Origin of the sequence: Arthrobacter sp. YAF34, assembly GCF_052113245.1 — a bacterium.
In the GTDB taxonomy this organism is placed as follows: domain Bacteria; phylum Actinomycetota; class Actinomycetes; order Actinomycetales; family Micrococcaceae; genus Arthrobacter.
The window spans coordinates 227,669-251,371 of record NZ_JBFRCV010000002.1; the positions used below are offsets into that span (position 1 = coordinate 227,669).

22 protein-coding genes and 2 riboswitches are annotated in these 23,703 nt (G+C 68.0%); of the genes, 14 read left to right on the forward strand and 8 right to left on the reverse strand.

Annotated features, from left to right (window positions below; translation table 11 throughout):
* The first annotated feature begins 4 nt into the window (after positions 1 to 4).
* Positions 5 to 1,579, forward strand: coding sequence for an Asp-tRNA(Asn)/Glu-tRNA(Gln) amidotransferase subunit GatA (gene gatA / locus AB4Y72_RS03385; protein ID WP_441424754.1), 1,575 nt, complete (start codon positions 5 to 7; stop codon positions 1,577 to 1,579).
* On the forward strand, positions 1,579 to 3,084 hold the full coding sequence (gene gatB, locus AB4Y72_RS03390; protein ID WP_441424755.1) for an Asp-tRNA(Asn)/Glu-tRNA(Gln) amidotransferase subunit GatB: 1,506 nt from the start codon (positions 1,579 to 1,581) through the stop codon (positions 3,082 to 3,084). Before gatA ends, gatB begins: the two co-directional genes overlap by 1 nt.
* Before the next feature lie 3 nt (positions 3,085 to 3,087).
* Here the strand turns inward: gatB and AB4Y72_RS03395 are convergent, their stop codons facing one another.
* Positions 3,088 to 3,996, reverse strand: coding sequence for a LysR family transcriptional regulator (locus AB4Y72_RS03395; protein ID WP_441424756.1), 909 nt, complete (start codon positions 3,994 to 3,996; stop codon positions 3,088 to 3,090).
* A gap of 158 nt (positions 3,997 to 4,154) precedes the next feature.
* On the opposite strand from AB4Y72_RS03395, the gene tdh reads away from it, so the two are divergent.
* Positions 4,155 to 5,201 (forward strand): L-threonine 3-dehydrogenase, encoded by a 1,047-nt coding sequence (gene tdh, locus AB4Y72_RS03400; protein ID WP_441424757.1) that lies wholly within the window; start codon positions 4,155 to 4,157, stop codon positions 5,199 to 5,201.
* A gap of 84 nt (positions 5,202 to 5,285) precedes the next feature.
* On the forward strand, positions 5,286 to 6,497 hold the full coding sequence (locus AB4Y72_RS03405) for a glycine C-acetyltransferase (protein ID WP_441424758.1): 1,212 nt from the start codon (positions 5,286 to 5,288) through the stop codon (positions 6,495 to 6,497).
* Between the two features lie 127 nt (positions 6,498 to 6,624).
* Here the strand turns inward: AB4Y72_RS03405 and AB4Y72_RS03410 are convergent, their stop codons facing one another.
* The gene (locus AB4Y72_RS03410; protein ID WP_441424759.1) at positions 6,625 to 7,119 is read right to left on the reverse strand and encodes a hypothetical protein; all 495 of its coding nucleotides are present in this window, start codon (positions 7,117 to 7,119) and stop codon (positions 6,625 to 6,627) included.
* Positions 7,120 to 7,206: 87 nt separating this feature from the next.
* Between AB4Y72_RS03410 and AB4Y72_RS03415 the strand changes: the two genes are divergently transcribed.
* On the forward strand, positions 7,207 to 8,328 hold the full coding sequence (locus AB4Y72_RS03415; protein WP_441424760.1) for an NAD(P)/FAD-dependent oxidoreductase: 1,122 nt from the start codon (positions 7,207 to 7,209) through the stop codon (positions 8,326 to 8,328).
* Positions 8,329 to 8,339: 11 nt separating this feature from the next.
* Positions 8,340 to 9,575: an imidazolonepropionase gene (locus AB4Y72_RS03420; protein ID WP_441424761.1), complete on the forward strand. Its 1,236-nt coding sequence runs from the start codon at positions 8,340 to 8,342 to the stop codon at positions 9,573 to 9,575.
* Positions 9,576 to 9,594: 19 nt separating this feature from the next.
* Here the strand turns inward: AB4Y72_RS03420 and AB4Y72_RS03425 are convergent, their stop codons facing one another.
* Positions 9,595 to 10,275: a histidine phosphatase family protein gene (locus AB4Y72_RS03425; RefSeq protein WP_441424762.1), complete on the reverse strand. Its 681-nt coding sequence runs from the start codon at positions 10,273 to 10,275 to the stop codon at positions 9,595 to 9,597.
* Positions 10,276 to 10,384: 109 nt separating this feature from the next.
* Between AB4Y72_RS03425 and AB4Y72_RS03430 the strand changes: the two genes are divergently transcribed.
* Entirely contained in the window at positions 10,385 to 11,152 is a 768-nt protein-coding gene (locus tag AB4Y72_RS03430) for a CPBP family intramembrane glutamic endopeptidase (protein ID WP_441424763.1), read from the forward strand.
* Between the two features lie 185 nt (positions 11,153 to 11,337).
* Here AB4Y72_RS03430 and AB4Y72_RS03435 read toward each other — a convergent pair whose 3' ends face one another.
* Positions 11,338 to 11,976 carry a VOC family protein gene (locus AB4Y72_RS03435; RefSeq protein WP_441424764.1) on the reverse strand — a complete coding sequence of 213 codons (639 nt, stop codon included), beginning with the start codon at positions 11,974 to 11,976 and terminating at the stop codon, positions 11,338 to 11,340.
* 181 nt (positions 11,977 to 12,157) lie between these two features.
* Positions 12,158 to 12,273: riboswitch (SAM riboswitch) on the forward strand.
* Between the two features lie 61 nt (positions 12,274 to 12,334).
* On the opposite strand from AB4Y72_RS03435, the gene AB4Y72_RS03440 reads away from it, so the two are divergent.
* From AB4Y72_RS03440 to AB4Y72_RS03450, 3 genes are all read left to right on the forward strand, one after another.
* Positions 12,335 to 13,651, forward strand: coding sequence for a bifunctional o-acetylhomoserine/o-acetylserine sulfhydrylase (locus tag AB4Y72_RS03440; RefSeq protein WP_441424765.1), 1,317 nt, complete (start codon positions 12,335 to 12,337; stop codon positions 13,649 to 13,651).
* Between the two features lie 152 nt (positions 13,652 to 13,803).
* A riboswitch (SAM riboswitch) is annotated at positions 13,804 to 13,919 on the forward strand.
* Between the two features lie 11 nt (positions 13,920 to 13,930).
* On the forward strand, positions 13,931 to 15,124 hold the full coding sequence (metX, locus tag AB4Y72_RS03445) for a homoserine O-acetyltransferase MetX (protein ID WP_441424766.1): 1,194 nt from the start codon (positions 13,931 to 13,933) through the stop codon (positions 15,122 to 15,124).
* A gap of 166 nt (positions 15,125 to 15,290) precedes the next feature.
* On the forward strand, positions 15,291 to 16,673 hold the full coding sequence (locus AB4Y72_RS03450) for an MFS transporter (protein ID WP_441424767.1): 1,383 nt from the start codon (positions 15,291 to 15,293) through the stop codon (positions 16,671 to 16,673).
* A 123-nt stretch (positions 16,674 to 16,796) separates the two neighbouring features.
* On the opposite strand, the gene AB4Y72_RS03455 is transcribed toward AB4Y72_RS03450, so the two are convergent.
* Positions 16,797 to 17,696 (reverse strand): LysR family transcriptional regulator, encoded by a 900-nt coding sequence (locus AB4Y72_RS03455; protein WP_441424957.1) that lies wholly within the window; start codon positions 17,694 to 17,696, stop codon positions 16,797 to 16,799.
* A gap of 231 nt (positions 17,697 to 17,927) precedes the next feature.
* Between AB4Y72_RS03455 and mmsB the strand changes: the two genes are divergently transcribed.
* The 3 genes from mmsB (at position 17,928) to AB4Y72_RS03470 (ending at position 21,081) form a co-directional block, all read left to right on the forward strand.
* Complete coding sequence (mmsB, locus tag AB4Y72_RS03460) at positions 17,928 to 18,830, forward strand: 3-hydroxyisobutyrate dehydrogenase (RefSeq protein ID WP_441424768.1); 903 nt, start codon at positions 17,928 to 17,930, stop codon at positions 18,828 to 18,830.
* A 57-nt stretch (positions 18,831 to 18,887) separates the two neighbouring features.
* Positions 18,888 to 20,372: a CoA-acylating methylmalonate-semialdehyde dehydrogenase gene (locus AB4Y72_RS03465; protein WP_441424769.1), complete on the forward strand. Its 1,485-nt coding sequence runs from the start codon at positions 18,888 to 18,890 to the stop codon at positions 20,370 to 20,372.
* A 136-nt stretch (positions 20,373 to 20,508) separates the two neighbouring features.
* Positions 20,509 to 21,081 carry an isochorismatase family protein gene (locus AB4Y72_RS03470; RefSeq protein WP_441424770.1) on the forward strand — a complete coding sequence of 191 codons (573 nt, stop codon included), beginning with the start codon at positions 20,509 to 20,511 and terminating at the stop codon, positions 21,079 to 21,081.
* 3 nt (positions 21,082 to 21,084) lie between these two features.
* On the opposite strand, the gene AB4Y72_RS03475 is transcribed toward AB4Y72_RS03470, so the two are convergent.
* Positions 21,085 to 21,705, reverse strand: a complete 621-nt coding sequence (locus tag AB4Y72_RS03475) for a hypothetical protein (RefSeq protein WP_441424958.1) — start codon at positions 21,703 to 21,705, stop codon at positions 21,085 to 21,087.
* A gap of 70 nt (positions 21,706 to 21,775) precedes the next feature.
* A complete protein-coding gene (locus AB4Y72_RS03480) occupies positions 21,776 to 22,639 on the reverse strand; it encodes an SGNH/GDSL hydrolase family protein (RefSeq protein WP_441424959.1) in 864 nt (287 codons plus the stop codon).
* Positions 22,640 to 22,733: 94 nt separating this feature from the next.
* Here AB4Y72_RS03480 and AB4Y72_RS03485 point away from each other — a divergent pair, with 94 nt between their 5' ends.
* Positions 22,734 to 23,390, forward strand: a complete 657-nt coding sequence (locus AB4Y72_RS03485; protein WP_441424771.1) for an alpha/beta hydrolase — start codon at positions 22,734 to 22,736, stop codon at positions 23,388 to 23,390.
* A 68-nt stretch (positions 23,391 to 23,458) separates the two neighbouring features.
* Here AB4Y72_RS03485 and AB4Y72_RS03490 read toward each other — a convergent pair whose 3' ends face one another.
* Positions 23,459 to 23,692, reverse strand: a complete 234-nt coding sequence (locus AB4Y72_RS03490; RefSeq protein ID WP_441424772.1) for an RNA-binding S4 domain-containing protein — start codon at positions 23,690 to 23,692, stop codon at positions 23,459 to 23,461.
* Positions 23,693 to 23,703 lie beyond the last annotated feature (11 nt).

Genomic DNA, 23,703 nt, shown 5'->3' on the forward strand with positions numbered 1-23,703 from the left:
GACCATGACTGAGAACAACGAACTGATCCGCCTCTCCGCCGCCGCGCTCGCCGAGAAGCTGGCAGCCCGCGAGGTCACCGCCGTCGAGGTCACCCAGGCGTACCTGGACCGCATCGCCGCCGTCGACGGCAAGGTGCACGCCTTCCTGCACGTCAACGCCGAGGAGGCGCTCGCCGTCGCCGCCGAGGTGGACGCGATCCGCGCCGCCGGCGGCGCCGAAGCCGAACAGCTCCACGTCCTCGCCGGCGTGCCGATCGCCGTCAAGGACCTCATCGTCACGATCGGCCAGCCCACCACGGCCGGCTCGAAGATCCTCGAAGGCTGGCACAGCCCCTACGACGCCACCGTCGTCAAGCGCCTGCGCGCCGCGAAAATGCCGATCCTGGGCAAAACGAACCTCGACGAATTCGCCATGGGCTCCTCCACCGAGCACTCCGCGTTCGGCCCCACCCACAATCCGTGGGACCTGGACCGCATCCCCGGCGGTTCCGGCGGCGGTTCCGCTGCCGCCGTCGCGGCCTTCGAAGCCCCGCTGGCCCTCGGCACGGACACCGGCGGGTCCATCCGCCAGCCCGGCGCCGTCACCGGCACCGTCGGCGTCAAGCCCACATACGGCGGCGTTTCCCGCTACGGCGCCATCGCCATGGCCTCCTCGCTGGACCAGATCGGGCCGGTGTCCCGCACCGTGCTGGACTCGGCCCTGCTGCACCAGGTAATCGGCGGGCACGACCCCCGCGACTCCACCTCGCTGCCGGACCCGCTCGAGGACCTCGTCGCCGCGGCCCGGACCGGCAACGTCCAGGGCATGAAGATCGGCATCATCAAGGAACTCCACGGCGAGGGCTACCAGGCCGGCGTCGAGAACCGCGTCAACGAGTCCCTCGAACTGCTCAAGGGCGCGGGCGCCGAGATCGTCGAGGTCTCCTGCCCCAACTTCAAGTACGCCCTGGGCGCCTACTACCTGATCATGCCGTCGGAGGCCTCCTCCAACCTGGCCAAGTTCGACGGCGTCCGGTACGGCCTGCGGGTCCTGCCCGAACAGGGACCGCTCACCATCGAACGCGTCATGGGGGCCACCCGCGCCGCCGGCTTCGGCGACGAAGTCAAGCGCCGCATCATCCTGGGCACCTACGCCCTGAGCGCCGGCTACTACGACGCCTACTACGGCTCGGCCCAGAAGGTGCGCACCCTGATCCAGCGCGACTTCGACGCCGCATTCGCCAAGGCCGATGTGCTGATTTCCCCGACGGCCCCCACCACGGCGTTCAAGCTGGGCGAGAAGCTCAACGACCCGCTGGCGATGTACCTCAACGACGTCGCCACCATCCCCGCCAACATGGCAGGCGTCCCGGGGCTCTCCCTGCCCGGCGGCCTGGCCGACGAGGACGGGCTGCCGGTCGGCATCCAGCTGCTGGCCCCGGCCCGCCAGGACGCCCGGCTGTACCGGGTCGGCGCGGTCCTGGAATCCCTGCTCGAGGCGCAGTGGGGCGGACCGCTGCTGGATAAGGCCCCTTCCCTGACTGATTCCGCACCGGCGGTTGCTGCTGGCGCCCCCGCAAGCCACGGAGGTTCACACTAATGACTGACGCAACCCTCAGCTTCGAAGAGGCGATGGAGAAGTACGATCCCGTCCTGGGCTTCGAGGTCCACGTGGAGCTGAACACCAAGACCAAGATGTTCTCCTCCGCGCCGAACGTTTTTGGCGACGAGCCGAACACCAACGTCAACGAGGTGGACCTCGGCATGCCCGGCGTCCTGCCGGTGGTGAACAAGACCGCAATCGAGTCCTCGATCAAGATCGGCCTGGCGCTGAACTGCAAGATCGCCGAGACCTGCCGGTTCGCGCGGAAGAACTACTTCTACCCGGACACACCCAAGAACTTCCAGACCTCCCAGTACGACGAGCCCATCGCGTACGACGGCTACCTGGACGTCGAGCTCGCCGACGGCACCGTGTTCCGCGTCGAGATTGAACGCGCGCACATGGAGGAGGACGCCGGCAAGCTGACCCACATGGGCGGCGCCACCGGCCGCATCCAGGGCGCGGACTACTCCCTGGTGGACTACAACCGCTCCGGCGTTCCGCTGGTCGAGATCGTCACCAAGCCGATCGAGGGTGCCGGCAGCCGCGCGCCCGAACTCGCCAAGGCCTACGTGGCCGCGGTCCGCGAGATCGTCAAGAACCTGGGCGTCTCGGACGCCAAGATGGAACGCGGCAACGTCCGCTGCGACGCCAACGTCTCGCTGCGCCCGCACGGCCGCGAACGCTTCGGCATCCGCTCCGAGACCAAGAACGTCAACTCGCTGCGCGCCGTCGAACACGCCGTCCGCTACGAGATCCAGCGACACGCTGCCGTGCTGGACTCCGGCGAGCCGGTCACCCAGGAAACCCGGCACTGGCACGAGGACACGCGGACCACGACGTCGGGCCGGGCCAAGTCCGACGCCGACGACTACCGCTACTTCCCGGAACCGGACCTGGTCCCGATCACTGCGTCCCGCGAATGGGTCGAGGAGCTCCGGGCCACCCTGCCCGAGCCGCCGGCCGCCCGCCGCAAGCGGCTGCAGGCCGACTGGGGTTACTCGGACCTGGAGTTCCGCGACGTCGTCAACGCCGGCGTCATGGACGAGATCGAGGAAACCATTGCCGCCGGCGCCTCCGCCACGGTGGCCCGCAAGTGGTGGATGGGCGAGATCGTCGGCCGCGCCAAGAACGCCGACGTTGATCCCGGCCAGCTCGGCGTCAACCCGGCCACCATCGTGGAACTGAACCGGATGGTGGAGGACGGCAAGATCAACAACAAGATGGCCTCCGAGGTCCTGGACGGCGTCCTCGCCGGCGAAGGCACCCCGGCGGAGATCGTTGAAAAGCGCGGCCTCGCCGTGGTTTCCGACGACGGCCCGCTGCTGGAGGCCATCGATGCGGCCCTCGCCGCGCAGCCCGACGTAGCGGACAAGATCCGCGGCGGCAAGGTCCAGGCGATCGGCGCGATCGTCGGCGGCGTCATGAAGGCCACCCGCGGGCAGGCCGACGCCGGCCGCGTCCGCGAGCTGATCCTTCAGCGCCTCGGCGTCGAAGGCTAGTCCCTAGCCGCCCACTAATTCGGTCATGATGGTCTGCAGCGCTTCGCAGACCATCATGACCGATGTGCGTTTAAGGTTCTCCGGCCTGGCCAGGAGGTCGATCCGGCGCCGGGTGCTGATGCCCTCCAGCGGCCGCAGCACAATATCCGGGTTCAGCACCGGCCGCGCGGTGTGCCGCGGCAGCAGACCGATCACGCCGCCGGCCGCCACGAGCGCCGCCACGGTCGAGTAGTCGTTGATGCGGTGCACGATGTTCAGCTCACGGCTGGAGACCGCCGCGACGGCGGAGAGCACGTCGGCGGGGGAGTACCCGGCGCGGCTCGTCACCCACGGTTCGCCCACGACGTCGTCGGCCGTCACCGCCCGCTGGGCGGCCAGCCGGTGCCCGGCCGGCAGGGCCACGTCCAGCGGCTCGTGCGCGAGCGGAATCACCGCGACGCGTTCCTCGGGCCAGCGCGGGCTGTGGTCCATCCGGTGCGCCAGCACCAGGTCGTAGCGTGCCGTCAGGGCCGGGAAGTCCTGCTGGGCCACATCTTCGTCCGAAAGCAGGATCCGCGGCTGGCCCGGGCCGTCCAGGAGCCGGGCCAGCGGCGCGAACAGCGCCTGCCCGGCGCTGTGGAAACCGCTGAGCGTCACCGGTGCGACCGGCGAACCGTGGTACGCCCCGATCGCCATTTTCGCGTCCGCCATCGCGCTCACGACGGCGGCACCGGCGTCCGCGAGGACCTGCCCGGCCTCCGTGAGTACCAGGTTCCGGCCCTCCTTCCGGGTCAGCGGAACCTCCACGGTCTTCTGCAGCGCGGCCAGCTGCTGGGACACGGCCGAGGGTGTGACGAGGAGGGTTTCGGCGACGGCCTTGACGCTGCCCAGCGCGCCGAGTTCGCGCAGCATCTCCAGCTGGTGGATTTCCATGCCGCTCATTCTATGCGCAAGAAAAAGCTAAATCGTCGATTGAGAAAAAGGAGGTTGTGCTAACGCTTTGTGATGGGTCTAATGGGGTGAGTTGTCCCACACCCGTGCGGCTCGGCGGTACAGAACGCGCGAAGCAAAACACACAGTTAGGAAGGCCCATGAAGGCTCTCTACAAGGCCGGCGCCCACGCAGGATTCGAGCTCGTGGACCGTCCCGAGCCCGAGACCGGCCCCGGCGACGTCAAGATCCGGGTCATGACCACGGGCATCTGCGGCACTGACCTGCACATCCAGTCCTGGGACGCCTGGGCGCAGGGCATCATCAACGCCCCGCTGATCGCCGGCCACGAGTTTTACGGCGAAGTGGTCGAGACCGGCGAGGACGTCCTGGACGTCAGGGTCGGGGACCGGGTCTCCGGCGAGGGCCACATCGTCTGCGGGATCTGCCGCAACTGCCGCGCCGGCCGCAAGCAGATGTGCATCAACACCGTCAGCGTCGGCGTCCAGCGCGACGGCGCCTTCGCCGAGTATGTGGTGATCCCCGAGACCAACGTCTGGGTCCACCAGGATCCTTCCGTCACGCCGGAACTGGGCGCCATCTTCGACCCCTTCGGCAACGCCGTTCACACCGCCCTGAGCTTCCCCCTCGTCGGCGAGGACGTCCTGATCACCGGCGCCGGACCCATCGGGCTCATGGCGATCGCCGTCGCCCGGCACGCGGGCGCCCGCAAAATCGCCATCACCGATGTCTCCGCGCCCCGGCTGGAACTGGCCCGGAAGCTCGGCGTCGACCTCGCCATCGATGTCTCGAAGATGCGGGTCAAAGACGCCCAGCGGGAACTCGGCATGCGCGAGGGCTTCGACATCGGCATGGAAATGTCGGGACACCCCACCGCCCTGCCTGAGATGATCGACAACATGAACCACGGCGGCCGGATCGCGATGCTGGGATTGCCTAGCCAGTCCATCGACATTGACTGGGGCAAGGTGGTCACGCACATGCTCACCATGAAGGGCATCTACGGCCGCGAAATGTTCGAGACCTGGTACGCGATGAGCGCCATGCTCTCGTCCAACCCGGTCCTGCACGCCAACATCTCGGCCGTGGTCACGGACACGCTGCCGGCCACCGACTGGGAAAAGGGCTTCGAGGTGGCCCGCGCCGGCGTCGGCGGCAAGGTGGTCCTCGACTGGACCGTCTTCTAGACCGGCTTTCCTGACAGCCCGCTTCCGGGCCTCCTGCCAGACCCCGCATTTTGCCCCGCATCCAACCAGCTGAGGAGCCAACCCATGTATTCAGCCATCAAGGACCAGCTGCAGCACGAACTTGACGAGATCCGCAGCGCCGGACTGTTCAAGACCGAGCGGCACATCGACTCGCCGCAGGCCAACCGCATCAAGGCCGGGCAGATCGGCGAGTCCGGCGCCGACGTCCTGAACTTCTGCGCCAACAACTACCTCGGCCTCGCGGACCACGCGGACATTATTGCCGCAGCCAAGGAAGCCATGGACTCCCGGGGCTTCGGCATGGCCAGCGTCCGCTTCATCTGCGGCACCCAGGACCTGCACCTGGCGCTGGAAAAGCGCGTGTCGGCCTTCCTCGGCACCGAGGACACCATCTTGTTCTCCAGCTGCTTCGATGCCAACGGCGGCGTGTTCGAGTCCCTCTTCGGCCCGGAAGACGCCGTCATCTCCGACGCCCTGAACCACGCGTCCATCATTGACGGCATCCGTCTCTGCAAGGCCCAGCGCTTCCGCTACGCCAACCAGGACATGGCGGACCTCGAAGCGAAACTGATCGAGGCCACCACGCAGGAGAACCCCGCACGCCGCAAGATCATCGTCACGGACGGCGTCTTCTCGATGGACGGCTTCCTGGCCCCGCTCGAGGCGATCTGCGACCTCGCCGAGAAGTACGACGCCCTGGTCATGGTGGACGACTCCCACGCGGTGGGCTTCATGGGCGCCACCGGGGCCGGCACGCCGGAACACGCCGGCGTCTCGGACCGCGTGGACATCTACACCGGCACCTTCGGCAAGGCCCTCGGCGGCGCCTCCGGCGGCTACGTCTCCGGCCGTGGCGAGGTCGTGGCGATGCTCCGCCAGAAGGCCCGCCCGTACCTGTTCTCCAACTCGCTGGCCCCGGCAATCGTCGCAGCCACGCTCAAGGCCCTGGACCTCGTGGAGAACTCCGGCGAACTGCGCGGCAAGCTCTTCGCCAACGCCGAACTCTTCCGGAACCGCATGACCGAGGAAGGCTTCGACCTCCTCCCCGGCGAGCACGCGATTGTCCCGGTGATGTTCGGCGACGCCGTCATGGCGGCCAAGGTGGCCGACGCCATGCTCCACCACGGCGTCTTCGTCACGGCGTTCAGCTACCCGGTGGTGCCTAAGGGCGCCGCCCGGATCCGCGTGCAGCTCTCCGCCGCGCACAGCGCCGACGACGTCGAGGCGTGCGTGCAGGCGTTCATCCGGAGCCGCGCGGCCGTCGCAGCCGCCTAGGCCGGATCCCTGAGCCAGGCCCCACGCTGAACTGCTCCCCGAAAGTCGGACTGAAAATTCAGTCCTGACTTTCGGGGAGCAGCTTCATGGAGGGAGCAGTTCGTTCCTTGCCCGGCGACTGCCAGCGCTAAGAGTTGACTGTCAGCGTGAGCGGTGATGCTGTCTCCGGGCCGCCACACTCCGCCGTTCCGCCGGTCCGCTGCCAGGCCAAGGTCATCTTTTTCTCGGCGAGGGTATTTCCGGCTGGGTCCAGGGCCCGGACGGTCACAGACCCGGGGGAGTCGATCTCGAATCCAAACCGCCAACGGTCCGGGCCGAACTTCTCGACGGTGATGGGACGCTGAATGGGACCGCTACCCGGCGGGAATCCGAGGCCGTTGGCCCCGGTGGGGGTTACCGTCGCGGACGGGAGGACGGTCCGCGGCGCAGGGCTCTCCGTCGCCCGGGAACATGAGTCCGGGGTGCACAGCTGCACCCAGGACACACTGCGGGTGTCTCCAGCCAAGGTCACGGTGACGAAGTTCGTCCACGCAATGGCCGGGCAAACCCTCGCGCACCCCGCAACGGGCACCAGGGCCGGCAGCAGGACTGTCAGCCAGGCGAGGGACCGCAGCGGCGTCATGCGGCCAGCGTAAGTCCCGGCCTCGGACATGTCGATAGGAGCATCTCCCTTGCGGCCATGGCCCGGACAATCTGCAAGGATGGAGCCATGTCAGATACTTACGATGTCGTAATTGTCGGCGGCGGTATTGCCGGCCTGTCCCTGGCTGCCACGCTGGCCGGGCACTGCAGCGTGGCCCTGGTCGAAGCCGAGCAGACCCTGGCCTACCACACCTCGGCCCGCTCGGCGCGGCAGCTGATTCCCAGCTACGGCCCGCCCGTGGTCCAGGAACTCACCGTCCGGACGCTGGACCTCATCGCCGCCCAGGACGCCGACCGTCCGGAACCGGTGCTCACGCCGCGCAGCTTCATGCTGATCGGGGACGACGCCACCGTCCAGGCGGAGGCCAGCGGCCACATGCACCGGATCACCCACGCCGAGGCACTGGAGCTGTGCCCGGCCCTGGTCCCGGACTCGTTCAGCGCCGCTGGCCTGGACACTGGCTCCTTCGCCTGCAACGCCCCCGTGCTGCTCGAGGACCACCGGCGCCGTGCGGAGGCTGGCGGAGTGGACATCATCACCGGCGCCAGGGTCCATTCGGCCCAGCGCCTTGGCACCGGCTGGGAACTGGGCGCCGGGCAGGAAGGCTTCCAGTCCGCCGTCGTGGTCAATGCCGCCGGGGCCTGGGCGGATGAACTTGCCGTCCTCAGCGGCGTCGAAAAGGTCCAGCTGCAGCCGTACCGGCGCACCGCGGCGATCGTCGACGTCGACCATCCCCTCCCGGAGTCCAGCCCCTTTGTGGCCGCTGCCGACGAATCCTTCTATTTCCGCCCGGACGGAGCACAGGTCCTCATCTCGCCTTCGGAGTCTGTCCCGAGCGGCCCGGAGGACGCGCAGCCCTACCCCGGCGACGTCGAACGACTCATCGCCCGGCTCAACACCGTCACAGCACTCGGGATCCGTGGCGTCCGCAAGGCCTGGACGGGGCTGCGGACGGAGGCGGCCGACGGCGTTCCCGTGGTGGGATTCGATGCCGAGGCCACCGGATTCTTCTGGCTCGCCGGCCAGGGCGGTTACGGGTTCCAGACCTCCTCCGGCATTGCGGAGCTGGCCGCCGGGCTCATCCTCGCCGGCCAGGGGTCCGCCGCTTCCGTTGCTGCCGCGGACGCCAGTCCGGCATCCCGGACAGCGGAGGCGCTGGCCGCGACCCGCTGGTCCATCCGGCGCTGAAGAATGGTTCCATGAGCACCCTCATCACCAACATCGCCGAACTGATGACCCAGGACGCGGAACACCGCATCCTCCGCGACGCGGCAGTGGTGATCGAGGGCGAGCGGATTTCCTGGCTCGGTCCCGCGGCCGACGCCCCTGCCGCGGACGAAAGCGTGGACGCCGGGGGCCGGGCGCTCCTGCCGGGCTGGGTCGATTCGCACACCCACCTGATTTTCGCGGGGGACCGCACGGCCGAGTTCGAGGCCCGGATGGCGGGGGAGAGTTACAGCGCCGGCGGCATCGCCGTCACCACCGGTGCCACCCGGGGCACGAGCGACTTCGACCTCACCCGGCTGGCGATGGGCCGGGTCGCCGAGGCCGTGTCGCAGGGCACCACGTACCTGGAGACCAAGACCGGCTACGGCCTGGACCTTGAGAACGAGGCCCGCAGCGCCCGGATCGCCTCCACGGTCGCGGACGAAGTCACCTATCTGGGGGCGCACCTGGTGCCCGCCGGGACGGACGCGGAGGAATATACGGAGCTGGTGTGCGGGCCGATGCTCGCCGCCGTGCTGCCCTACGTCCGCTGGGCCGACGTCTTTTGCGAGCGGGGCGCCTTCAACGAGGACCAGTCCCGCCGGGTGCTCCAGGCCTGCAAGGACGCCGGGCTGGGCCTGCGCGTCCACGGCAACCAGCTCGGCGAGGGCCCGGGCGTCCGGCTCGCCGTGGAATTCGGCGCCGCGAGCGTGGACCACGTGAACTACCTCTCCGCCGCGGACATCGAGGCGCTCGCCGGCAGCTGGTTCGGCTGGGACGCCGGCTCCGGCGGAGGCACGCGCGGCACGGTCGCGACGTGCCTGCCGGCCTGCGATCTCTCCACCCGGCAGCCGCTGGCCCCGGGCCGGGCCCTGCTCGACGCCGGCGCGCAGCTGGCCCTGGCCTCCAACTGCAACCCCGGCACGTCGTACACGAGCTCCATGGCGTTCTGCGTCACCACCGCCGTTCTGCAGATGCGGCTCAGCGTCCACGAGGCGGTCCGCGCAGCGACCTACGGCGGCGCGTTGGCCCTCGGGCGGGAGTCCGGGAACGACGTCGACGGCGAACGCGCGGTGGGCTCGATCGCCGTCGGACACCGCGCGGACCTGCACCTGCTCAATGCGCCGTCCGCCACGCACCTGGCCTACCGGCCCGGCATCCCCCTGACGCACGCCGTATGGCGGGCCGGCACAGAACAGCAGGTCAGCGCAGCCCAGGCGGTGCGCTAGCTGTACTGTCCCGGCACAGCTAGAAAAACATCGGCGGGGCGTCGAGAACGGTCTCGTCCACACGCCTCTTCTCCCACTGGGTGAAGGGCTTGTCAAGCTCGTACTTGCCGTGCGCACTGCGCAGCAGGGTGCGGACCTCGGCGTTCTCCGGGTTGTTCAAGGACTCGAAATACTCCACGGACCAGTGGAACCAGCGCATGCAGAACAGCCGCATGGTCAGTCCGTGCGTCACAAACAGTGCATTCGGCGCATAGCTGGGCCTCGACCAGTGCCGGTACAGGGTTTCCATGAAGGAGGAAATCCGGTCATACACATCGGAGCCTGACTCGCCCTCGCGGAAGCGGTAGAAGAAGTGCCCGTAGGCGTTGCGGAGCTCCTTCTGGTCCTCGATGTCACCGGCGATCTGAAAGTTGGCCCAGTCCTGTTCCCGCAGCCGGGGCTCCTCGATCACCCGCTCCACGAGGGGACCCAGATTGAGCGCCTCGAGCGTTTGGTAAGCGCGCAGGTACGGCGAGACGTAGACGCACACCGGGCGGCCGTCCAACTGGCGCCGGACCTCGACGCCGGCCGCCGCCGCCTGCTCCAGCCCGAGCGGCGTCAGCGGGATCCGGTAGTCCGGAACGCGGTTGTAGATCGAGGTGTCGGCATTGGCAGCGGACTGGCCGTGCCGGATCATGATGATTTTCCGGGGCGCACTCATAGTCCCCAAGCATAGGGGTCCCAAAAGCAAGGGCCGTAGGCAAAGCCCCGCACGGCCGGCGCGCTCCTAAGACCAGCAAACTCTCGGCAACTGCAGGCAAGATAGGACCATGTTGGTTCCCTCCCGCCGTCGGCTGCGGTTCGAAGTGTTGATTGTCCTGGGGCTGTCGCTGGGGCAGTCCGCGGTCTATTCCGTCGTGCAGCTCATGGACAAAATGACCCAGGCGCCGCTGGCCCAGGGGACGTCCACGCTGAACCGTTCGCAGAGCCCGCGCGAATACTTCGATCTCACCTACCAGCTGCTGGACATCTTCTTCGCCCTGGTCCCCGTGGCCCTGGTGATCTACTTCCTCACCGAACGGTGGCCGGGCGGAGAGCACGGCACCTCGGCGTTCCGGAAGATCGGCTTCGACTTCGCCCGACCCGGCAAGGACCTGCTGCAGGGACTGGGGCTCGCCGCGGTCATCGGCGTTCCGTCCCTGGCGCTCTACGCCGCCGGCCGGGCCCTGGGGATCACGACGGCGATCATCCCCAGTGCGCTGGACGCGTACTGGTGGACGGTGCCGGTCCTTGTCCTCTCCGCGATCCGGCACGCGGTGGTCGAGGAAGTGATCGTGGTGGCCTACCTGCTCGACCGGCTTGGAAAACTGGGCTGGAGCACCCCGGCGGCCATCGCCGCCAGCGCCCTGCTCCGCGGCAGCTACCACCTCTATCAGGGGTTCGGGCCGTTCATCGGCAACGCGGTGATGGGCGTTGTCTTCGCCCTGGTGTACACCCGGACCAAGCGCGTCATGCCGCTCGTGATCGCGCACGCCATCCTGGATACCGTGGCGTTCGTGGGATTCAGCCTGTTCGGCAAAGCCGTGGGCCTGGGCTGACAGCCAACACAGCAACGCGGGGTCACTTTCGGCCCATCCGGAGCCTCCGGACGGGCGCGAAGTGACCCCGCGTTGCTTTTATGAACAGGCGACCCCGGCCGGCCTTAAAGAAGTATCGGCCGCCATCTAAGGGTGACAACGTTGGCACCCTTAGATGGCGGCCGAAGTGTGGGGCAGGTGCAGCGTTAGATCGTGACCGCTCCGGAAGCGGTCTCGAAGGTGACGGAGAGGATGCCGGGCGTGCCGTGCGGCGCGATCCAGTGAACGGCCACGTCCTCCAGCGGCTTTTCCACCGGCTCGCCCAGCCATTCGGTCACCCGCTCTGCGGAACCGGCAATGGTCAGCGCGGACATTTTGACATCGCTCTCGTAGGCTTTGGACGGGTGGAGCTCCGGATTGCCCTCCCACTTGAGCATGTACGGCACCTGGGGATCGGCGATGAGGCCCAGGATGCCGATCTGCTTCCAGACCAGTTCACGGCCGTCGGGGAACTTCCGGTTGCCGTTCACGGCCGAGCGGCCCAGCCGCTCCTCGAACGGGGCGAGGTCGTCCACTTCGACGCACCAGCCCATCCAGCCGCCGCCGGCCTCGGAGCGTGCCCGGACGGCCTGGCCAAAGGGAGCCTTGTCCGACGCCGGGTGGTTCAGGACCTCAACGACTTCCAGGTACTTGTGGCCCGCGAGCGGGATAATCATGTTGCGTGTCCCGAAACGGGGGTGCACTCCGCCCTTTACGGCTTCGACGCCGAGGGCGGACGCAATACGTTCAGTGGTGGCTGCCAAGCCATCGTGTTCACAGGCGTAAGAGACGTGATCCATGCGCATGCCCTCATCTTGGCACTTTGTGATGGACCTCTCAGCTTAGGCTCCCCTTACCGTCATAGGATGTCACGGCGCGCCGTCAGCGGCAGCCCGGGAAGCGTCTGCAGGCGGCGCCACGGTCCGTCATCTTCATGTTCGTCACAAAGCTATCCAACGCCCGCCCGCCCTTCCTAGACTGAAGCAAGGTCATGAGTGCCAGCGCACAGCCCCGGCTTGCTGGCCGGCAACCCTCGTATCGCGGTGGGGTGCCCCGGGTGAAGACCTGGCCGTCCGGCGCCCGCCGGAGGGCAAGCGCGGCGCCTGTGCCGGTCCGGGCCGATGGCCCTGGGCGGTGCTGTGCCCGGTCCCTTGAGGAGCATCAATGTCCACTGCCTGGTCCTTTGAAACCCGCCAGATCCACGCCGGTCAGGAGGCGGACTCCGCCACCGGGGCGCGGTCCCTCCCGATCTACCAGACGACGTCGTTCGTGTTCCCAAGCGCCGAAAGCGCCGCGAACCGCTTCGCGCTGGCCGAGCTCGCCCCCATCTATACCCGGATCGGCAACCCCACCCAGGACGCCGTCGAACAGCGCGTGGCAAGCCTTGAAGGCGGCCTCGCGGCCCTGCTGCTCAGCTCCGGCCAGGCCGCCGAGACCTTCGCGATCCTCAACGTGGCCGAAGCCGGGGACCATGTAGTGGCCAGCCCCAGCCTCTACGGCGGAACGTACAATCTGCTCGCCCACACGTTGAAGAAGTTCGGCATCTCCGTGACATTCGTTGCGGACCCGGACAACCTTGACCACTGGCGGGACGCCGTCCAGCCCAACACCAAGCTGTTCTTCGGCGAGGTGGTGTCCAACCCGCGCCAGGACGTGCTGGACATCGAAGGCATCTCCAAGGTGGCCCATGAGGCCGGCGTGCCCCTGATCGTGGACAACACCCTGTCCACCCCCTACCTCATCCGTCCGATCGAGTGGGGCGCAGACATCGTGGTCCACTCCGCCACCAAGTACCTCGGCGGCCACGGCGCCGCGATCGCCGGCGTGATCGTTGATTCCGGCAACTTCGACTTCGGCAAGGACCCCGAGCGGTTCCCGGGCTTCAACACCCCGGACCCCACCTACAACGGGCTGGTCTACGCCCGCGACCTCGGTGCCGGCGGCGCCCTCGGGGCCAACCTCTCCTACATCCTCAAGGCCCGGGTGCAGCTCCTTCGCGACCTGGGCTCCGCCGTGTCCCCGTTCAACGCCTTCCTCATTGCCCAGGGCATCGAGACGCTCAGCCTGCGCGTCGAACGCCACGTGGCCAACGCCACCAGCGTCGCCGAATGGCTGGAGGCCAGGGACGACGTCGAGTCGGTCGCCTACGCCGGACTGCCGTCCAGCCCCTGGTACGAACGCGGGCGCAAGTACGGGCCCAAGGGGACCGGCGCCGTCGTGGCATTCACGATCGCCGGGGGAGCCGAGGCCGGCAAGCGGTTTGTCGATGCCCTCGAGCTGCACTCGCACGTGGCAAACATCGGCGACGTCCGCTCCCTGGTGATCCACCCGGCGTCGACCACGCACAGCCAGCTCTCGGCCGAGCAGCAGGCCGTGGCCGGCGTGAGCCCGGGGCTGGTGCGGCTCTCGGTCGGCCTGGAGCACATCGATGACATCCTCGCGGACCTCGACGCCGGATTCCGCGCGGCCAAGGGCGCCTAAGGACACGCCGCATTCGCCGGAGCCGTCGAGGTCGCCGTAACGCTCGGGCGGCCTCGGTGGTTTCCGGCGGTCCCGGTGCACTGGACACCGGGGTGTCACACGGAAGTCACAATCTTGGTCATACCGGCACCCTGTTTCGTACACTCGATGCAGGTCATGAGTGCCAGCGACAGCCCCGGCTTGCTGGCCGGCAACCCTCCTTTTGCGGCGGGGTGCCCCGGGTGAAGACCTGGCCTGCCGGTCAGCTGACGGCAGGCAAGCGCGAAGTTAGGTCCTCAGATGACGATTGCCGTCACCCGCACGGGTGTACCCGAAACCCAACCAGCCCGGACTTCCGGTGCGCCCGGAAGCACGTCCGCCGGCCCTGCCCCGGGGGCGGATCCCCGGGTGCCGGACGGACGCGTCCAGTACCTCCGGATCGGCGACCTGCAGCTCGAATCCGGGGTCGCGCTGCCGGACGTGGTTCTCGCTTACGAGACGTGGGGGTCCCTCAACGCCGATGCGTCCAATGCCGTCCTGATTGAGCACGCCCTGACCGGCGACACCCATGTGACCCGCGGCGCCAGCGCGGAACCCGGCTGGTGGGAGCAGCTGGCCGGACCGGGGGCTCCCGTGGATACGGACAAGTACTTCGTAGTGTCGATCAACATCCTGGGCGGCTGCTACGGCTCCACGGGACCGTCCACGCCGGCACCGGACGGGCGCCCGTGGGGATCGCGGTTCCCGCTCGTCACGCTACGGGACACCACCGCCGCGGAGGCACGCCTGGCCGATGCCCTGGGCATCGGCAGCTGGCACGCCGTACTGGGCGGCTCACTCGGCGGGGCGCGGGCGCTGGAATGGGCCGTGATGTACCCCGGGAGGGTCCGGCGCTGCGCCGTGATTTCGGTCGGCGCCAGCAGCACCGCCGAACAGATTGCCTTTGCACAGGCCCAGACCCTGGCGATCCGCCAGGATCCCCACTTCAACGGCGGGGACTACTACGGCGGCCCGGAGCCCGTCGCAGGGCTCGCTCTCGCCCGCCGAATCGCGCACATCACCTACCGCTCCGCGGCAGAACTGGAGGGCCGGTTCGGCCGGAACGCACAGGAGCCCGAGGCTCCCCTCGAGGCCGGATCGCTGGCCGGGCGCGGGCGCTACCAGGTGGAAAGCTACCTGGACCACCAGGGCAACAAGCTGGTCCGGCGCTTCGACGCCAACAGCTACATCGCCATTACCGAGGCACTCATGAGCCACGATGTCTGCCGCGGACGCGGAAGCCTTCGCGAGTCGCTCGCCTCCGCCACCGCCGAATTCCTGGTCGCTGCCGTGGACTCGGACCGGCTGTACTTCCCGGCCCAGTCCCGTGCGCTGGCCGAGGCCCTGCCGGGCGGCGCCGAGCTGCACATCATCGAGGCGCCGATCGGCCACGACGGCTTCCTGACCGAAATCGGCCAGCTAAGCGGCCAGTTGCGGAGCAGCTTCTTCGGCTAGTCGCCGCGCCGCTGTGCATTTTTGCAGATGCTCTCTGCAGTAATGGTCGTTGTGGCCCACGACCTCTGGACCCATACTCGTTGAGAATGACGCTGTGTGTGCAAACTCACACACGTCTCAGCCTAATGGTCCACAGGGTGTCGAAGGCGACACCGAAGGAGTTCTCATGAGCACGGAAAACGCCGCGGCAACGCGAGCAGACGGGTCGGACGTCAAGACGTCCGGCCTGAAGAAGGTGGTGGCGGCCTCGATGGCCGGCACCGTCGTGGAATGGTACGAATTTTTCCTCTACGCCTCTGCGGCCACCCTGGTCTTTGGCAAGGCATTCTTCCCGAATTCCCAGACCGAACTGGACGGCATCCTCGCGGCGTTCCTCACCTACGCCGTCGGCTTCATCGCACGCCCGATCGGCGGGATCGTTTTCGGCCACTTCGGCGACAAGTTCGGCCGCAAGCAGCTGCTCCAGGTCAGCATCATCCTGGTCGGCGTGTCCACCTTCCTGATGGGCTGCCTGCCCACCTTTGCGCAGATGGGCTACTGGGCCCCCGCGCTGCTGGTCTTCCTGCGCTTCGCCCAGGGCTTCGCCGTCGGCGGTGAATGGGGCGGCGCCGTCCTGCTCGTCGCAGAGCACAGCCCCAGCAAGTCCCGCGGCTTCTGGGCCGCGTGGCCGCAGTCCGCCGTTCCGCTGGGCAACCTCTTCGCCACCGCCGTGCTGTTCATTCTGTCCTCCGTGCTGTCCTCCGCGGACTTCCTCTCCTGGGGCTGGCGAGTCGCCTTCTGGCTCTCCGCCGTGATCGTCCTCATTGGCTACTACATCCGCACCAAGGTCAGCGACGCCCCGATCTTCCTGGAGGCCCAGAAGGAAGTCACTGTCGAGAACAAGGGCTACGGTGTTGCAGAGGTCTTCCGCCGCTATCCCCGAGGCGTGTTCACCGCGATGGGCCTGCGCTTCGCGGAGAACATCCTTTACTACCTCGTGGTCACGTTCTCGATTACCTACCTCAAGACCGTGGTCCATGCCGACACCGCCCGGATCCTGCTCCTCCTGCTGGTGGCACACTTCATCCACTTCGCCGTGATCCCCATGGTCGGCAGGCTCTCGGACCGCGTGGGCCGCAAGCCCGTCTACATGGCCGGCGCCGTTCTTGGTGCGACCTGGGGCTTCTTCGCCTTCCCGATGATGGACACCGGAAACGATTTCGTCATCCTCGCCGCTGTCATCATCGGGCTGCTGTTCCACTCCCTGATGTACGCGGGGCAGCCGGCCATCATGGCTGAGATGTTCCCGACCCGCATGCGGTACTCCGGGGTTTCGCTCGGCTACCAGGTGACCTCAATCGTGGCCGGTTCGCTCGCGCCGATCATCGCCGTCGCCCTGCTGAGCCAGTACAAGTCCTCTGTCCCGGTGGCCATCTACCTCCTGATCGCCTGCGCGATCACCGCCGTCGCCGTCTTCTTCCTCAAGGAGACCCGCGGCATCTCGCTCCACGACGTCGACGCCGCCGACGCCCAGGGCACCGCAGACCTCCTCACCGCGGGCAAGCGGTAACCCCGCCGCCCCGAGGAACGTTCGTTAGGGCGCAGGCTGCCCGGCTCCGTGCACTCACGGAGCCGGGCAGCCTGCGTTAACGGCGGAACGCGGCGCCGACGGTAGCCTGACCTGACCCGGGACTTAGGCGGAGAGCACCTCCCGGCGCTCCCTGATTTCCTGCCGAATCGCCTCCAACACGGCACGGACCGGGGCCGAGCGCAGCGACTCGGGCCGGGCCACCGCCCAAATGGGGAGCTGGCGCTGGAAGTCGTCCGGCAGAACGGCCACGAACCCGGGCCGGCCCGCGACGAGGAAGTTGGGGAGCAGGCCAATCCCGGCACCCCGCCGCACCGCCTCCAGCTGGGCGAACACGCTGGTGGCCTGGAAGCTGGACCTCGGCACCGGCAACGCCGTGGAGCGGTGGCCCAGCTCGGCCACTTGGAGGGCCGATTCGACGTAGGAGACGAAGCCGTGCTGCCGGACGTCGTCGAGCGTGGCCGGAAGCCCGTGCTCCTGCGCATAGCCGGGGCTGGCGTACAGCCTGAGGAAGTAGTTGCTCAGGAAGATGGCCTGGGCATTCGCTGTCTCCATGGTGCCCACCACCACTTCGAGATCCACGCCCGAGCGGTTTTGGCTCACCTTGCGGGTGGCGCTGAGCAACTCCACGTTGAGCATTGGATTTTCCCGCTGCAGCCGCACCAGCGCCGGGGCGAGGAACTCGGTGCCGAAGCCGTCCGGGGTGCTGATCCGGACCAGGCCGGAGACCATATCGCCGGACCGGGCAAGGCTGCTGGACAGGGCGCCAAGGGTGCCCTCGATGGCCTCGGCTGCCGCGACGGCGCGGCTGCCGAGTTCGGTCAGCTCCCAGCCGTGCGGGCTGCGCTCCAGCGTCCGGCCGCCGAGCTGCTTGTCCAGGGCCAAGACGCGGCGCGAGATCGTGGTATGGGTGGTGCCAAGCGTCTCCGCTACCGCGTTGAACCGGCCCAGCCGGGCCACCGTCAGCAGAATCAGCAGGTCATCGGGGCTCGGAAGCCGACGCAAGTCCACGTTTTTCTCCTCGGCGGGCAGGTTCGGTCAACGGATACGGAGGCCTGCGCGCCTTCGGCGCCCTCATTCCCAGCAGATGTGCATTTGTGCACATGCCATCTGTGATTTTTTACCTTGATTGCACCCTAGCAGGGTGTGATCGTGGACACGGAGACGCCCGCGTTTCGGCCTTCGGCAGGAGCGCGCAGAGGCGCACGGCAATCATCAAGCAAAGGAGCTTATGCCATGGCAGTTATCGCCTGGATCGGACTGGGAAACATGGGCGGGTCCATGTCGGTCAACCTCGCCAAGGACGGACATGAGGTCCGCGGGTTCGACCTCAACGCCGAGGCCGTTGCCGCGGCCGGCGCCGGGGGAGTCATCCCGGCAGGCAGCATCGCCGAAGCCGTCGACGGGGCCGACGTCGTGTTCACCATGCTCCCCAAGGGCGAGCACGCCCGCGCGGTGTACCTCGGCGAATCCGGTGTCTTGGCCCATGCCGACACCCGGACGCTGCTGGTGGATTCCTCGACGATTGATATTGCCTCCGCCCAGGCCCTGCACGACGCCGCCGCTGCCGCCGGCTTCCGCTTTGTCGACGCCCCAGTCTCGGGCGGCATGAGCGGGGCCAAGGCGGCCACCTTGACGTTCATGATCGGCGGCGAGGCCGGCGCCGTCGCGGACGCCACCGAGTACATCCGCCCCATGGCGGCGAACATCATCCCCACAGGCGGCGCCACCACCGGCCAAGCCGCCAAAATCTGCAACAACCTCATGCTTTTCATCAACCTGGCTTCCACCGCGGAGGGCGCCGTGCTGGCGGACCGGCTCGGCCTGGACAAGCAGGTGTTCTGGGACATCGCCTCCGTTTCCTCCGGCGACAGCTGGGCCCTGCGCACCTGGTACCCCGTGGCCGGCGTCGTGCCCACCGCAGCGTCGAACAACGGCTTCGCCCCGACCTTCACCACCGAACTCGCCAACAAGGACATCGGCCTGGCCATCAGCGCCGCCCGTGACACCGGCACCCCGCTGGCACTCGGCGAACACGTCCAGCAGCTCTTCCAGCGGCTTATCGACTCCGGCCAGTCCGGCATGGACTGCTCCGCGATCGTCAAGCTGGTCGACGGCTCGCTCGAGTCCGCGAACTAGGCCCCACGCCCCAACCCCGGCCGCGCCCCCAACGCCCCCACGAAAGAGACCCACCCCATGGAACGCATTCCGCACTTCATCAACGGCACCCTGGTGTCCGACGCCGAGCGCTTCGGCCCCGTCTTCAACCCGGCAACCGGCGAGCAGGAAAAGGAAGTCGCCCTCGCCTCCGCCGCCCGCGTCGAGGAGGCCGTCGAGGCCGCCCGCGCTGCCCTGCCCGGCTGGCGCGCCACGAGCCTGGCCCGGCGCACCGCGATCTTCTTCAAGGTCCGCGAACTGCTCATGCAGCGTCGCCCCGAACTGGCAGCCCTGCTGACCAGCGAGCACGGCAAGGTCCTCTCGGACGCCGAGGGCGAGATCACCCGCGGCCTGGAGAACATCGAATTCGCCACCGGGCTGTCCCACATGCTCAAGGGCGAGCGCTCCGAGCAGGTCTCCGGCGGCGTCGATGTCCATTCGGTCCGCCAGCCGGTCGGCGTCGTCGCCTGCATCACGCCGTTCAACTTCCCCGCCATGGTGCCGCTGTGGATGATCGGCAGCGCCCTGGCCTGCGGCAACACCGTACTGCTTAAGCCCAGCGAAAAAGATCCGTCCTCCGCCGTCTTCATCGCCCAGGTGTTCGCCGAGGCCGGGCTGCCGGCGGGCGTGCTCAACGTGGTCCACGGCGACAAGGAAGCCGTTGACGTCCTGCTGGAACACCCCGCCGTCAAGGCCGTCAGCTTTGTGGGCTCAACGCCGATCGCGCAGTCCATCTACAAGCGCGCCGCCGACCACGGCAAGCGCGTCCAGGCCCTCGGCGGGGCGAAGAACCACATGGTGGTCCTGCCGGACGCGGATCTGAACATGGCCGCCGACGCCGCCGTTTCAGCCGCCTACGGCTCCGCGGGGGAGCGCTGCATGGCCGTCAGCGTCCTCGTCGCCGTCGGCAACATCGCCGACGACCTGGTCGGCGCGATCACCACCCGGATGGCCACCCTGAAGATCGGCCCCGGCACCGACCCGGCCTCCCAGATGGGGCCGCTGATCACCGCCGAGCACCGCGACAAGGTCGCATCCTACGTTGCGGGCGCCGCGGACGAGGGCGCCTCCGTCGTGGTTGACGGCCGCGAGCAGGAGTTCGACTCCAACGGCTTCTTCCTGGGCGTCAGCCTGATCGATCACGTCAAGCCCGGCATGAAGGTCTACGACGAAGAGATCTTCGGCCCCGTCCTCTCGGTGGTCCGCGTCGAGACCTACGCCGACGCCGTGAAGCTGGTCAACGACAACGAGTTCGGCAACGGCGTGGCGATCTTCACCCGCGACGGCGGCGCCGCCCGGCAGTTCGAGTTCGACGTCGAGGCCGGCATGGTGGGCGTCAACGTGCCGATCCCGGTGCCGGTGGGCACGTTCTCCTTCGGCGGCTGGAAGAGCTCGCTTTTTGGTGACACCCACATGTACGGCCCGGAAAGCATCCGCTTCTACACCCGCGGCAAGGTGGTCACCACCCGGTGGCCCGACCCCGCGACCTCGGTGATCGATCTCGGCTTCCCCCAAGTCGATTGACATCCCTCCCTCTTTCAAGCAACGCGGCGTCACTTCGCGCCCATCAGGCACCGGATCGCGGGACGTAGGTGACCCCGCGTTGCTTTCGGGCTCTGGGATTAGAGTAGGCAGGGACAGCCATGATCCGGGAGGCATTGTGACCACGCTCATCAACCGACCCAACACGGCATTACTCGTCGTGGACATGCAGCGCGGCGTCGTCGCGGAGGCCTACCGCCGCGACGCCGTCGTTGCCACCATCGCAGCCCTCGTGGAGAAGGCGCGCGCCGCCGGCGTCGACGTCGTCTGGGTGCAGCACAGCGGCGAGGAGCTTCCGCCGGGCAGCGACGGCTGGAAGTATGTGCCGGAGCTTGCCCGGAGTGCGGCTGAGCCTCTCGTGGCCAAGGAGTACAGCGACGCCTTCGAGGCGACCGAACTGGAGTCCGTGCTGGCCGCCCGCGGCATTGGCCGCCTCCTCCTGGCCGGTGCGCAGACCGACGAGTGCATTCGTTCGACCCTGCACGGCGCGATCACCCGCGGCTACGATGTCACGCTGGTCGCGGACGCGCACACCACCGAGGACCTGAGCCCATTTGGCGCACCGACGCCGGAACTGGTGGTGGCCCACACCAACCTGTACTGGCAGAACCACAGGGCCCCGGGGCGGACGGCAGGAACGGTGAACGCGGCCGACGTCGACTTCACCGGCCGGGATCCTAGCCGTTCATGATTTCTAGCCGTTCATGATGTCAGCGCGCTGGGCCATGTAGTCCTCCATGGACATTTTGCCGTCGCTGTACTTCTGGTCGAGTTCGGCGAGCTTGCGGGCCCGGTAGCCCTGCGCTGCCGATGTCTGGGGTGCCTGAGGCGCCTGCGGCTGTCCGGCGTCCGGTGCCGGTGCGTGCCGTTGGGGCTGCGGGGGGTTGTTGAGGTACTGGGGGCTGTCTTCGTAAGGAACCGGGGACTGGTAGCCGGCCGGACCCGGATACTGCTGGCCGGGATACGGCTCGGTCGGGAATGGCTGGTCCGGAAACCGCGGCGCGGGGTACTGCTGACCGGGGTACTGCTGTCCGGAACTCTGACCGTCGGGGTACGGGCCGCCCGGATATGGCTGGTCGGCCTGCCCGGGCTGCCTCGGTGCCCCCAACTGGCCGAAACCGCCGAAGTAGTCCTGCTGCGTGTAACCGTCCCGCGGCTGGTTGCTCTGGTTGCTCTGGTTCCCGGGGCGGCCCGGGTTGCCGGGGAATTGGCCGAACTGGCCCGGCGTGCCCTGATTCCGGCCGCGGACGGATCTCCGGTAGCGCCGGACTGCCATGGGCACCAGGAACGACAACACGATGATCCAGAAAAACATACTGCTCACGGGACGGGGCCTTTCGACGGGAGGGCCTGGGGAGTGTCCTTCCAGCTTATGCCCCGCAGGCTCAGGACCGTACCGCGTCCTCGGCCCCCGGCGGGCCCTCGCCCGAGCCCAGCGGAACGCCGGGGCCGAACACCGGGCCGGCGAGGGGCCGCTTGGCCGTCACGCCGTCGCCCGAGGAGCGGTGCCGCAGCCGCCGCACCACCCACGGGACAAAGTATTCCCTGGCCCACACGAGGTCCCCGCTGCGGGCCTCCCGCCAGCTGCGCTGCGGCAGCGGCTTGGGGGAGAGCGGCTCCAGCGTGTGGGCGACGTTCAGGGAGTCCAGCACCATGGCCGCGATCGTGTGGTGGCCCAGCGGCGAGAAGTGCAGCCGGTCAGCATTCCACATCTGCGGATCGTTGAGCTGGCGCAGCGACCACATATCCGCGATCACAGCGTCGTGGCGCGCGGCGATCGTCCGCAGGTTCTCGTTGTAGATGGCCACCTTGCTGCGAATCCGGCCCAACACCGAGGAACCGGTGTCGGGCCCGTTGAACAGGACTACGGTGGCGCCGCCGACGCTCAGGATCTGCACCACCGAGTCCAGCTTTTCCGCCAGCGCATCCGGATCGCCGCCCGGGCGGATGAGATCGTTGCCGCCGGCGGAGAGCGTGATGAGGTCCGGCTTGAGGGACAGGCAGTGCGCCATTTGCTGGTCCACGATCTGCTGCAGGAGCCGGCCCCGGACGGCCAGGTTGGCGTACGCGAAGTCGTTGTGGCCGCGGCTGAGTTCCTCGGCCACACGGTCAGCCCAGCCCCGGTGGCCGCCCGGGCTGGCCGGTTCCGGATCGCCAATGCCTTCCGTGAAGGAGTCACCCATGGCCACATAACGGGTCCAGGGATGGGTAACAACAGCGTCCGCTGACGGGTCCGGTGAATTTTCCATGGCTTCGGTTTCGCTCACCCTCTTATCCTGCACCGTTCCCGTTAAGCTACGCCACCGTAGGTTGTTACCGCCGGGTAACTGTAAGAATGGTTCCATGACTCACGCCGATGCTTTCCCCGCCCCTGTCGTCCTGTGGTCCCAGCCCGAAGAGGCCTGCGCCGGCAAGCCCCTCCTGGTGCTGCTGCACGGCTACGGCGCCAACGAAGAGGACCTCCTCAGCCTGGCCGACATGCTGCCGAAGGATTTCGCGGTGGCTTCGCTGCGGGCCCCGATCGTCTCCGGCCCGGGCTTCACCTGGTTCCCGCTGACGGCCTCCATCGAGTATTCGCTCGACGCCGTCAAGGACGCCGCGGCGTATGTGGGGGACTGGCTCGACGGCGTCAAGGCCAACCACCCGTCGGTGACGCTGCTCGGCTTCTCGATGGGCATGGCCATGGCCACCACCCTGCTGCGCCAGCGCCCCGCGGACTTCGCCGCCGTCGTCGGCCTGTCCGGGTTCGTGGTCGACGCCGGCGATGACCCGAGCTTCCGCGACGGCGAACTGAACGCCACGGTGCCGCTGTTCTGGGGCCGGGACCAGCAGGACCCGGTGATTACCCCCGACAAGATCGACTACACCATGGACTGGGTGCGCAAGCACGTGAAGCTCACCAAGGTCCTCTACACGGGCATGTGGCACGGCATCAACCAGCAGGAAATCGGCCACGTCTCGGAGTTCCTCACGCACGAGGTCCTCAACTCCAGGAACTAGACCCGCCAAGGCCAGAGGCGAGTGCCCGGGGCCAGCGCACGCGGCCCCGGCAGTGCCCCGGCAGGGGGCTAAGCGGCCGGGGCGCTGATCCGCACGGTCTGGCCGTTCACGGTGACCGTGTCGCCGTCGTGAAGCTGGCGGCCCCGGCGCTCATCAATCTCGCCGTTGACCTTGACCAGCCCGTTCTTGATCAGGTCCGCGGCCTCCACGCCGTCCTCGACCAGATTCGCGAGCTTCAGCAGCTGGCCCAGCCGGATCATGCTGTCGCGGATAATGATGTCTTCGAATTCCGTATTGCTCATATAGGCAATAA

Excerpts from the sequence above, each read along its gene's own strand:
- gatA (WP_441424754.1), top strand. The coding sequence starts at position 5 with ATGACTGAGAACAACGAACTGATCCGCCTCTCCGCCGCCGCGCTCGCC.
- gatB (WP_441424755.1), top strand. The coding sequence starts at position 1,579 with ATGACTGACGCAACCCTCAGCTTCGAAGAGGCGATGGAGAAGTACGAT.
- AB4Y72_RS03395 (WP_441424756.1), bottom strand. The coding sequence starts at position 3,996 with ATGGAAATCCACCAGCTGGAGATGCTGCGCGAACTCGGCGCGCTGGGC.
- tdh (WP_441424757.1), top strand. The coding sequence starts at position 4,155 with ATGAAGGCTCTCTACAAGGCCGGCGCCCACGCAGGATTCGAGCTCGTG.
- AB4Y72_RS03405 (WP_441424758.1), top strand. The coding sequence starts at position 5,286 with ATGTATTCAGCCATCAAGGACCAGCTGCAGCACGAACTTGACGAGATC.
- AB4Y72_RS03410 (WP_441424759.1), bottom strand. The coding sequence starts at position 7,119 with ATGACGCCGCTGCGGTCCCTCGCCTGGCTGACAGTCCTGCTGCCGGCC.
- AB4Y72_RS03415 (WP_441424760.1), top strand. The coding sequence starts at position 7,207 with ATGTCAGATACTTACGATGTCGTAATTGTCGGCGGCGGTATTGCCGGC.
- AB4Y72_RS03420 (WP_441424761.1), top strand. The coding sequence starts at position 8,340 with ATGAGCACCCTCATCACCAACATCGCCGAACTGATGACCCAGGACGCG.
- AB4Y72_RS03425 (WP_441424762.1), bottom strand. The coding sequence starts at position 10,275 with ATGAGTGCGCCCCGGAAAATCATCATGATCCGGCACGGCCAGTCCGCT.
- AB4Y72_RS03430 (WP_441424763.1), top strand. The coding sequence starts at position 10,385 with ATGTTGGTTCCCTCCCGCCGTCGGCTGCGGTTCGAAGTGTTGATTGTC.
- AB4Y72_RS03435 (WP_441424764.1), bottom strand. The coding sequence starts at position 11,976 with ATGCGCATGGATCACGTCTCTTACGCCTGTGAACACGATGGCTTGGCA.
- AB4Y72_RS03440 (WP_441424765.1), top strand. The coding sequence starts at position 12,335 with ATGTCCACTGCCTGGTCCTTTGAAACCCGCCAGATCCACGCCGGTCAG.
- metX (WP_441424766.1), top strand. The coding sequence starts at position 13,931 with ATGACGATTGCCGTCACCCGCACGGGTGTACCCGAAACCCAACCAGCC.
- AB4Y72_RS03450 (WP_441424767.1), top strand. The coding sequence starts at position 15,291 with ATGAGCACGGAAAACGCCGCGGCAACGCGAGCAGACGGGTCGGACGTC.
- mmsB (WP_441424768.1), top strand. The coding sequence starts at position 17,928 with ATGGCAGTTATCGCCTGGATCGGACTGGGAAACATGGGCGGGTCCATG.
- AB4Y72_RS03465 (WP_441424769.1), top strand. The coding sequence starts at position 18,888 with ATGGAACGCATTCCGCACTTCATCAACGGCACCCTGGTGTCCGACGCC.
- AB4Y72_RS03475 (WP_441424958.1), bottom strand. The coding sequence starts at position 21,705 with ATGTTTTTCTGGATCATCGTGTTGTCGTTCCTGGTGCCCATGGCAGTC.
- AB4Y72_RS03480 (WP_441424959.1), bottom strand. The coding sequence starts at position 22,639 with ATGGAAAATTCACCGGACCCGTCAGCGGACGCTGTTGTTACCCATCCC.
- AB4Y72_RS03485 (WP_441424771.1), top strand. The coding sequence starts at position 22,734 with ATGACTCACGCCGATGCTTTCCCCGCCCCTGTCGTCCTGTGGTCCCAG.
- AB4Y72_RS03490 (WP_441424772.1), bottom strand. The coding sequence starts at position 23,692 with ATGAGCAATACGGAATTCGAAGACATCATTATCCGCGACAGCATGATC.